Origin of the sequence: Thermoflexus sp. (assembly GCF_034432235.1) — a bacterium.
GTDB lineage: Bacteria > Chloroflexota > Anaerolineae > Thermoflexales > Thermoflexaceae > Thermoflexus.
The window spans coordinates 1-9,374 of sequence record NZ_DAOUCJ010000046.1; the positions used below are offsets into that span (position 1 = coordinate 1).

A 9,374-nucleotide genomic window follows, 5' to 3' on the forward strand; every position below is an offset into this window, starting at 1 on the left:
GCCGGAGGTGGATCTGGGGCGCCTGCTTCAAACCGTTTATGAGCGGGCGGCTTACGATCTCCGGGTTCGCTATGAGGAGGAGCCGGTCCCCCCGCTCGAACCCCCCTTCGCCGAATGGGCCACCACGCTGCTTCGGGAGAAGGGATACCGGAGGCGATAGCCCCGGGGATGCCGGCGACGCCGGCGATCCCCGATGGGTTTCCCGAACATCTCAAATAGGGGGTGCGCGATGAGCCGGGAGATCACGATCAGCGTGATCAAGGCCGATATCGGGGGCATGGTGGGCCACTCCGGGATCCACACGGATCTGGTGGCCCTGGCCCGCCAGCATCTGGAGGAGGCCCAGCGCCGGGGCGTGATCATCGATTACTATGTGACCTGGTGCGGGGACGACCTGCAGCTCATCATGACCCATCGCCACGGCGTCGACAGCCCCATCGTCCACGGCCTGGCCTGGGAGACCTTCGAGCGATGCACAGTCAAAGCGAAGGAGATGAAGCTCTACGGGGCCGGGCAGGACCTCATCGCCGACGCCTTTTCGGGGAATGTGCGGGGGATGGGGCCGGGGGTGGCGGAGATGTCCTTCGTCGAACGCCCCTCAGAGCCCATCATCGTCTTCATGGCCGACAAAACCTCCGCCGGCGCCTGGAATCTACCCCTGTTCCGCATGTTCGCAGATCCCTTCAACACGGCCGGCCTGGTGATCTCTCCCGCCCTCCACGAAGGCTTCCGCTTTGAGGTTCACGATGTCAAGGGTCACAAGCGGATTTTCTTCAACTGCCCCGAGGAGATGTATGACCTTCTGGTCTTCATCGGGGCCCCGGGCCGTTATATGATCAAGGCCGTTTACACCAAGAAAGGGGAGATCGCGGCGGTCTCTTCCACCGAACGCCTCTCTCTGATCGCCGGGCATTACGTGGGGAAGGACGACCCGGTGTGCATCGTGCGGGCGCAGGGGATCTTCCCGGCGGTGGGGGAGATCCTGGAACCCTTCACCATGCCGCACATCGTGGAGGGCTGGATGCGGGGCTCCCACTACGGACCGCTGATGCCTGTGCCTCTCCAATACGCCAAGTGCACCCGCTTCGATGGTCCGCCGCGGGTGGTAGCCCTGGGCTTTCAGCTGGCCGACGGCCGGCTGATCGGGCCGCGGGATATGTTCGACGATCCGGCCTTCGATGAGGCGCGGCGGCTGTGCAATGTGATCGCGGATCACTTCCGACGTCACGGGCCTTTTGAGCCCCACCGCCTGCCGATGGAGGAGATGGAATACACCACGCTGCCCGAGGTGGCCGAGCGCCTGGTGGGTCGCTGGGAGCCCCTGCCCGAGCCCCATCCAGCCATCGCGGGCGGGGATGGCAGCGCGGCCGAGGCGGATTAGGCGGATTCGTATCGAAGGCGGATCGGGGCGGGCAGGGAAACTGCCCGCCCCGATTTGTTTTCCTGCTTCAATGCGCCCCCTATTCCGTGTAATACGCCAGCCCCAGCACGCCCGGCCCGGCATAGAGGCCCATCACCGGCGAGAAAACGGTGAGATAGCACTCCCGGCAATCGAACCGCTCAAGGAGCTGCTGCCGCAGGGCCTCGGCCTCTTCCGGCGCGGCCGCGTGGAAGACCGAGGCGTGGACCGGACGACCTCCTACATCCTGGGCCATCCGCTCCAGCATGGCTTCGATCGCCCGGCGTCGCGTGCGGACTTTCGCCAGCACCTCGATGCGGCCGTTTTGCAGGGTCAGGATCGGCTTGATCTGCAGCACGTCCACCGCCAGGGAGGCCAGGGCGGGAGCTCGCCCACTCCGGATGAGGTAGGTCACCGTCTCCAGGACAGCGAAGAACCGAAGGCGGGGGCGGAGGGCCTCAACCCGGGCGACGATCTCATCCAGCGACGCCCCGGCTTCGGCGGCCCGTGCCGCTTCCAGGACGAGGAACCCCTGAGCCATGGTGGCGGCCTGGCTATCGAGGACTCGAATGGGCACCTCGGGGACCATCTGAGCGGCCAGGAGGGCGGCGTTGTAGGTTCCCGTCATCGCTGCCGAGACGTGGATAGAAACAATCCCCTCGGCCTCTTTCGCCAGCTCCCGGTAGGTCTCCAGGAAATCCCCGATGGAAGGCTGGGAAGAGGTCGCCATGAGCCCTGCGCGCTGCCACTCGTAGATCTGCTCGGCGGTCACATCGATGCCATCCCGGAACACCCGCTCCCCCAGGATGATGCGAACGGGGACCACGCGGATGCGATAGGCTTCCACCAGTTCGGGGGGCAGGCACGCCACGCTATCGGTGACCACTGCGATCTTCGCCATGGCGCTTCTCCCTGCAGGCGAACGCGGGGGGATTACCCGATGGCCCAGCGCCGCCCCGGGCAGCCGAGCAGGTTCTCCGCCCTTCGGGAATGCGCTTCCCTCTGGACCTTCAGGGGAAGGGCTCGCCTTCTCGGAACCCGCTCGCCAATCGGTGGACCGCAAACGCGCCCGGCTTCCGCACGAGGGCGGCGCGGATTCATGTTCCGGGCATCTGGAGCGCGCTCACCCGGCGGGCATTCGATGCCGGTCGCCCGGATGCCGGAACATCCAGGCCTCCCAGGAAGCCGTATCCCGGTCCAGCCAGAGGCGTCGCCAGAACACCTGCCGGCGCTCCACCGGATCTGGGGGGAGCGGTTCCCGGTTGGCCTCCAGGCGTTTGATCACCGTGATCCCCAGCATGGCCAGCCCCCCGAATGCCACCTCCGATGGTCCACCGGCCAGCCATACCAGCGCGGGCAATCCGGCGATCGCCAGCAGGGCCATGATCGCGGTGGCGCCCAACAGACGCCCGATGGCCAGCGCGCCGAGGAGCCAGAGAGCCCCGGCCGGGAAGGTCACGGCCAGCATCCCCAGGAACGGGCCGATGCCGCGCCCTCCATGGAAGCCCAGCCAGACCGGCCAGTTATGGCCGAGGACGGCAGCCAGCCCCGCCGCCACCGCCACTCCGCGCGGACGGCCCAGGGACAGCGCTCCGAGGGTGGGGAGGGCGGCTTTGAGGACATCGAAGAGGCCGACCGGGAGGAGGGCCCAGCGGGCCACGTGGTAATACACCGCGGTCCCGCTAACGGTGCGGCTGCCCCAATGCCGCAGATCCACTCCGCGCAGGAGACGACCTGCGAGGTAAGCCGTGGGGATCGAACCGAGGAGATAACCCATCAAAATAAATCCGAGATCCAGCATAATGACCCCCTGCCTTCCGGAAATTGAGGGTCAGCACCCCTCTAAGCATAACGCGGAAGCGCAGGGGAATACAACCGGTGGGGGGAAGATCTTCACACGGAGGCACGGAGAATACCGTGTTCCCCGTGCCTCCGTGTGAGCCTGGTTCGTCCGCTTTATGGCAGGGGTAGGGGAAGGGTGGGCGAGAGGGGGAGCTCCGGTGTGGGAACCGGCGTCGGCGTGGGCAGGACAGGCTCCGGCGTCGGGCTGGGGGTCACCGTCGGGATCGGCGTGGGGGTAGGCACGATCCCGTTGTCCACATACGTCCGGGCTTCCCCCACAAACGCCTGTCCGGAACGATTGAAGGCCGTTACCCGCAGGGCATACCATCCGGTGGGGAGATGGGAGGCATCCCAGATCGTGATCTGGCCATCCCGCACCGGCGCCAGGTGCGGTCCGCTTAACCACTGCCAGGACACGCCATCCGGCCCTACGATCCCCCACTCCACATTGTAATAGGCGAAATCGGGGATCCACACCGTCCCCAGCACCGGGACCATCCCGCGCACCACGGTGTTTTCGTTCGGCCACCGGATAATCACCTCCGGGATCGCGACCGTGCAGACCTCGGTGGGGGGCTGGGGGATCTGATGCTGTTCCGCCCACCAGCGCCCCTCCTCCGGGATCACATAGAAGACCCGTTCGATCGGCGGGCCAGGGCAGCCTTCGGTGTAGAGCAGCCCGGTGGCCCCATCGATCACCACTTTCTTCCACAGGTCGTGCTCGGGCCCGGGCGGAGGCTGGTCGGCGGCGAAGAGCTCGATCCGCCGTCGATCCGGCGGGCAATAGGGGGAGGGCTGGGTGCCGGAATCCAGGCAGATTTCCCGCTCGATGATCCCCGGGGGCCGCTGGAATTCCCGGGGGGGCAGGTTCAGGATGCGGTGGGCTTCCTCCATCACATCGTGCCAGACCGGGGCCGCGCCGGTGATGCCGGTGACCCCTTTCATCTCGGAGTTGTCCGTGTTTCCCACCCAGACTCCGACCACCAGATCCGGCGTGTAGCCCAATGTCCAGTTGTCCCGGAAATCGTTGGTCGTCCCGGTCTTGGCGGCCGCGGGCCGGGAGAGCTTCAGCGGGCTGTTGGGTCCGAAGGCGGCCCGGCGGGCCTCGTTGTCGGAGAGGATGTGGGTGATCAGGTAAGCATGCGCCGGCCGCATCACCGGCTGGCCCGGCGGCGGTGTGTAGGCGTAGAGCACATGGCCGAAGGCGTCGGTGATCTTCCGGACCGGGACCGGCGGGATGCGGCGGCCTCCGTTGGCGAAAGCCGCGTAAAGGCCGGCCATCTCCAGAAGCGGCACCTCCCCGCCCCCCAGGGTGAGGGAGAGGCCGTAATCCGGCCGGGTCAGGGTCGTGATGCCCAGGTCGCGAGCACGCTGGAGGAAGGCCGGAAGCCCGACAAAGGCCAGCGCTTTCACAGCCGGGATGTTGTAGGAATTCCCCAGGGCATAGCGAACCGTCACCGGGCCGTGGAAGCGGCGATCGTAGTTGACCGGCTCATAGAACCGGCCCGGTCCATCGGGGAAGCGCGTGGGCACATCCCAGATCAAGGTGGCGGGGGTCCAGCCCTTTTCAAAGGCCACCAGATAGGTCAGCGGCTTGATCGAGGAGCCGGGCTGGCGGGGGATGATGGCCATATTGATCTGGCCGCCGTGTTCCGCATCGTTGTAATCCGGGCTCCCCACCATGGCCAGGATCTCGCCGGTGTGGGGATCCAGGATCACGACCGCGCCGTTATGGACGTTTTTGTCCTTTAGCTTCTCCAGGTGTGCCCGCAGGACCTGCGTGGCCATCCGCTGGAGGCGGAGGTCCAGGGTGGTTTCCACCCGCAGGCCGCCCCGATGGAGGGCCTGGACGTTGAGGCCGAAGGTCTGCTCCAGCCATTGCTGCACATAGAGGGCGAAGTGGGGAGCCTCAGGCGCCGGCGATGCCAGGGGAGGTTTCTCGAACCTGCGGGCGGCCATCTCCCGCGCGGCGGCTTCCGCCTGCTCGGGCGTGATGAACCCCGCTTCGACCATCAGGCGCAGGACATCCCGCTGGCGCCGCAGGGCGCGCTCCCGGCCCTCCGGCGTGAAGGGATCGTAGAGCGCCGGGGCCTGGGGGAGACCAGCCAGGAAAGAAGCCTCCGCCAGGTTGAGATCCTTCGCCGGTTTCCCGAAATAGGTGCGGGCGGCGGCCTCTACACCGTAAGCCAGGTTCCCGTAATAAATCGTGTTGAGGTAGATCTCCAAGATCTGCTCCCGGGGGTAACGCCGGGTGATCTCCGCCGCCAACACGGCCTCTTTGATTTTGCGCCGCAGGGTGCGCTCGGGGGGAATCAACAGGTTCCGCACCAGCTGCTGCGGGATGGTGCTGGCGCCGCTCACCACCTCCCCTTCCCGGATAGCCTGATAGATCGCGCGGGCGATGGCGATCGGGTCGAATCCGGGATGCTGCCAGAACCGGGGATCCTCCGTTGCCACCGTAGCCTGGATCAGCCACGGCGAGATGTCCGAGAGGCGGACCAGCTGCCGGCGGCCGCTCTGAGGATCGGCGATCTCCCCGAGCAGTTCCCCGTTCCGATCCACCAGCACCAGGGAAGTGGAGAGATTCAGCGCCCGCTCCTGAAGGGTTTCGGGGGGCGGCAGCTGCATGGCCACGTAGACATAACCCGCCAGACCCACCACACCGCCCGCCATTCCCAGGAGCGCCAGGATCAGCAGAGCGGACAGCGCGATCCGTCCCCAGGCGTGACGCCGCGGCGCGGCGGAAGGCTGCGGAGGACGCGGCGGAATCCGAGGCGGTCCCCCCGCTGGCGGCTGCGGAGGGACCCGATAGGGGCGGTCCCACCCAGATACCCGCCCGCCAGTGGTTTCATAGGCATCTCCACCTGGATACGGCCAGCGTTCACCCATCGTGTTCGATTTCCACCGGAAAGGATAGCAAAGGCCCTGCAGGGCTGGCGTGTCGTTGCCCCCGCAGCGCCCCCTCATTCCTGTAAAACCTGTCTGGCGAGCGCCCAGATCGCATCGAACATCTCCGGCGTGAGCCGCCCGGTCTGAGTGTTCTGGCGGCTGGGATGGTAGGACGTGATCAGAACAGGCCATCCGGCGCCCAGCGGATAGAGCCCCCCGTGGCGGAAGGCCGGGCGGGGCCCATCGTAACCCAGGGCGCGAAGGGCGGCCAGAACGCCCTCGGTGGCGATCTGCCCCAGAGCGACCACGACCTGGATCCGGGGCAGGGCCTGGAGCTCGCGGATCAGGTAGGGCCGGCAGTTCGCCAGCTCCTCGCGGGAGGGGCGATTGCCCGGGGGCGCGCAGCGCACCACCGCTGTGAGATAGACATCCCGCAAAACCAGCCCGTCCTCCCGATGGGTTGAGGTGGGCTGATTGGCGAAGCCCGCCCGATAAAGGGCCGCCATCAGGAAATCCCCCGAGCTGTCCCCGGTGAACATCCGCCCGGTCCGATTCGCCCCATGGGCGGCGGGCGCCAGCCCGACCACCAGCAGGCGGGCCTGGGGATCCCCGAACCCGGGGACCGGACGGCCCCAGTAGTCCCAATCCTGGAACGGCCGCCGTTTCGCCCGGGCGACGGCTTCCCGATAAGCCACCAGACGAGGACACTGGCGGCACTGAATGACATCCCGGGCGATCTCATCTAAGGATTCCCGCATCACAAAACTGCCCTCCAGGGTTTCCGGCAGGAAGCATAACCTTCATCCCCTGGGCTGGCTGCCGGAAGCGGCTGGCCATCACCTCCCCAGGCCCAGAGCGCTCCGAGCAGGAGGGATTTCGGTTAAACTGGTAAGCAACCCGGCGAATCCCGCCGCGGGTCTTCCGGATGATCGCTCTGGTACGGGGCTGGCTTCCGAGTTGGTTCTCCCCTTCCAGGGATCGCCGGCACCTGCGCATGGATTCTAATCCAAAATCGCCATAAGGGAGGTAACGATGGAAACCTTTGTCTCCCTGCTGTTGCTCCTGGTCTGTGGCGGCCTGATCCTGCTGGCCCTTCTCGGCTCCATGATCCGGATCGTCCCGGAATACCAGCGGCTGGTGGTGTTCCGCCTGGGGAAGGTGATCGGGGCGAAGGGGCCCGGGCTGGTGCTGTTGATCCCCATCGTCGATCGGGCGATCACCGTGGATCTGCGGGAGCAGTTCCGGGAGATCCCTCAGCAGACTTCCATCACGAAGGACAACGCCCCCATCGGCATTGACTTCCTGATCTACTGGCGGGTGGTGGATCCGGTCCAGAGCGTGGTGCAGGTGCGGGATTTCGTCTCCGCCGCCGTGGGGATCGCCACCACCACCCTGCGGGCGGTCATCGGCGACATCCTGCTGGATGATGTGCTGGCGAAGCGGGAATACATCAACCAGGCCCTGCGGGTGAAGCTGGACGAAGTGACCGAGCGCTGGGGGGTGAAAGTCACCGCGGTGGAGATCCGGGAGATCCAGCCGCCACGGGATGTGCTGGAGGCGATGACCCGGCAGATGTCGGCGGAGCGCAACCGCCGCGCCCTGGTGACCGAGGCCGATGGAAAGCGGGAGGCGGCGGTGAAGGTCGCGGAGGGCGAGAAGCAGGCCGCCATCCTGAAGGCGGAGGGGGAGAAGGAAGCGGCCATCCTCCGGGCGGAGGGCGAGCGCCAGGCCCAGATCCTGCGCGCCGAGGGCTTCGCGATGGCGCTGGAACGCATCTTCAGCGTCGCCCGCACCCTCGATGCCAACACCATGACCCTGCAATATCTGGAAGCCCTCAAAGCGCTGGGGGCCAGCCCGTCCACCAAGTTCGTCTTCCCCATGGAATTCACCCGGCTGATCACGCCGCTCTCGAACCTGGTCGGGAACGCAGGCTCCCCGCGTCCCCCGGAGGGCAGCGAGCCCTCCCGTTGAGGGCGTTCGACCGGAACATGGACAGCTGAAGGGCTTTCCTAACGCTCCACTCAGGGAACAGGTTCTTTGGGGCCAGGCCGACCGGTCCTAAAGTCCCAAAGGAGGGGGGATCTGCTCATGGCGGCGCGCATCCTGGACGGGCGGGCCATGGCGGCCCGATGGCGGGAATGGGTGAAGGCTCAGGTGGAAGCGTTCCGGGCGCGCACAGGTCAGGTCCCTGGCCTGGCGACGGTCCTCATCGGGGATCATCCGGCCTCCCAGACCTACGTGCAGGCGAAACAGAGCGCCTGCGCCGCGGTAGGCATCCGCACCTTCCGTTATAACCTGCCGGCGGATGCCGATCGGGGAACGGCTCTGGAGCTGCTCCAAGCGCTGTCCTGCAATCCGGAGATCCATGGGATCTTGGTGCAACTGCCGTTGCCCTCCCATCTGGACGAAGAGGAGATCCTGAGCGCGATCCCGCTGGAGAAGGATGTGGACGGCTTTCATCCGCTGAACATCGGCCGTCTGGGGCTGAAGGGGCGGGATCCTTACTTTATCCCTTGCACGCCGCTGGGGATCCTGGCCATGCTTCAGGAAGCCCGGATCCCGATTGCAGGCCGCCGGGCGGTGATCCTGGGGCGCAGCCGGATTGTGGGGCTGCCCATGGCCCTCCTGCTCCTCCGCCTGGATGCCACGGTGACGATCTGTCACTCCCGGACGCCGGATCTGGCCGCGCTGACGCGCCAGGCCGACCTTCTCATCGCCGCGGTCGGACGCCCGGGTCTTATCCGGGGGGAGATGGTGCGGCCCGGCGCGGTGGTGATCGATGTGGGGATCAACCGGATCGAGGATCCCCAGGCCCCGCGGGGTTACCGGCTGGTCGGCGATGTGGTCTTTGAGGAGGTATCCGCCGTCGCCGGCGCCATTACCCCCGTTCCGGGAGGGGTGGGGCCGATGACCGTGGCGATGCTGCTGGTGAACACCCTGAAGGCGGCCCAGCGTCAGGTGGAAGGATCCGCATCGCCATGGCTGGAGCCCATAGAGGGTTGACAGCAGTTGCCCATTTTGTTAGCATTTATTGCCCGTTCTGACGACCGGCTGCAACCGTGAAACTCTCCGCGCGGAACCGCGCCAGGCGAGGGCTGGAGGATGGGATGCGGGGGATGCAGGCGTTTCGCTTCGAGCGGGATCCCAACGGGGCGCAGCGGGTGGCCCTGGCCAAACACGGGGGAACGCCCGTTTTGCCTACAATTGGGGTCTGTCCCGCTGCCTGGAGGCGCTGGAGCAGGGC

At 66.6% G+C, this 9,374-nt stretch carries 9 protein-coding genes; 5 read left to right on the top strand and 4 right to left on the bottom strand.

All coding sequences use genetic code 11. The features are described 5' to 3' along the window. Positions 1–7: 7 nt before the first annotated feature. Together VAE54_RS14540 and fbp are read left to right on the top strand one after the other, a co-directional pair. A complete protein-coding gene (locus tag VAE54_RS14540; RefSeq protein WP_416223777.1) occupies positions 8–160 on the top strand; it encodes a DUF4058 family protein in 153 nt (50 codons plus the stop codon). 69 nt (positions 161–229) lie between these two features. After that, positions 230–1,381, top strand: coding sequence for a fructose-1,6-bisphosphate aldolase/phosphatase (fbp, locus tag VAE54_RS05415; protein WP_322800921.1), 1,152 nt, complete (start codon positions 230–232; stop codon positions 1,379–1,381). A gap of 79 nt (positions 1,382–1,460) precedes the next feature. On the opposite strand, the gene VAE54_RS05420 is transcribed toward fbp, so the two are convergent. The 4 genes from VAE54_RS05420 to VAE54_RS05435 form a co-directional block, all read right to left on the bottom strand. After that, the gene (locus VAE54_RS05420; RefSeq protein WP_322800922.1) at positions 1,461–2,300 is read right to left on the bottom strand and encodes a DegV family protein; all 840 of its coding nucleotides are present in this window, start codon (positions 2,298–2,300) and stop codon (positions 1,461–1,463) included. Positions 2,301–2,522: 222 nt separating this feature from the next. Then, positions 2,523–3,200, bottom strand: coding sequence for a glycerol-3-phosphate acyltransferase (locus VAE54_RS05425; RefSeq protein ID WP_322800923.1), 678 nt, complete (start codon positions 3,198–3,200; stop codon positions 2,523–2,525). Between the two features lie 155 nt (positions 3,201–3,355). Then, entirely contained in the window at positions 3,356–6,130 is a 2,775-nt protein-coding gene (locus VAE54_RS05430) for a PBP1A family penicillin-binding protein (protein ID WP_322800924.1), read from the bottom strand. A 74-nt stretch (positions 6,131–6,204) separates the two neighbouring features. After that, positions 6,205–6,888: a uracil-DNA glycosylase gene (locus tag VAE54_RS05435; protein ID WP_322800925.1), complete on the bottom strand. Its 684-nt coding sequence runs from the start codon at positions 6,886–6,888 to the stop codon at positions 6,205–6,207. 274 nt (positions 6,889–7,162) lie between these two features. Here VAE54_RS05435 and VAE54_RS05440 point away from each other — a divergent pair, with 274 nt between their 5' ends. From VAE54_RS05440 to VAE54_RS14545, 3 genes are all read left to right on the top strand, one after another. Then, positions 7,163–8,101 (top strand): SPFH domain-containing protein, encoded by a 939-nt coding sequence (locus tag VAE54_RS05440; protein WP_322800926.1) that lies wholly within the window; start codon positions 7,163–7,165, stop codon positions 8,099–8,101. Between the two features lie 117 nt (positions 8,102–8,218). After that, positions 8,219–9,133: a bifunctional methylenetetrahydrofolate dehydrogenase/methenyltetrahydrofolate cyclohydrolase FolD gene (gene folD / locus VAE54_RS05445; protein WP_322800927.1), complete on the top strand. Its 915-nt coding sequence runs from the start codon at positions 8,219–8,221 to the stop codon at positions 9,131–9,133. Positions 9,134–9,161: 28 nt separating this feature from the next. Beyond that, on the top strand, positions 9,162–9,374 hold a 213-nt coding region (locus VAE54_RS14545), incomplete at its 3' end, for a helix-turn-helix domain-containing protein (RefSeq protein ID WP_416223776.1).

Coding starts and splice junctions, on each gene's coding strand:
- fbp (WP_322800921.1), top strand. CDS start 230: ATGAGCCGGGAGATCACGATCAGCGTGATCAAGGCCGATATCGGGGGC.
- VAE54_RS05420 (WP_322800922.1), bottom strand. CDS start 2,300: ATGGCGAAGATCGCAGTGGTCACCGATAGCGTGGCGTGCCTGCCCCCC.
- VAE54_RS05425 (WP_322800923.1), bottom strand. CDS start 3,200: ATGCTGGATCTCGGATTTATTTTGATGGGTTATCTCCTCGGTTCGATC.
- VAE54_RS05430 (WP_322800924.1), bottom strand. CDS start 6,130: ATGGGTGAACGCTGGCCGTATCCAGGTGGAGATGCCTATGAAACCACT.
- VAE54_RS05435 (WP_322800925.1), bottom strand. CDS start 6,888: ATGCGGGAATCCTTAGATGAGATCGCCCGGGATGTCATTCAGTGCCGC.
- VAE54_RS05440 (WP_322800926.1), top strand. CDS start 7,163: ATGGAAACCTTTGTCTCCCTGCTGTTGCTCCTGGTCTGTGGCGGCCTG.
- folD (WP_322800927.1), top strand. CDS start 8,219: ATGGCGGCGCGCATCCTGGACGGGCGGGCCATGGCGGCCCGATGGCGG.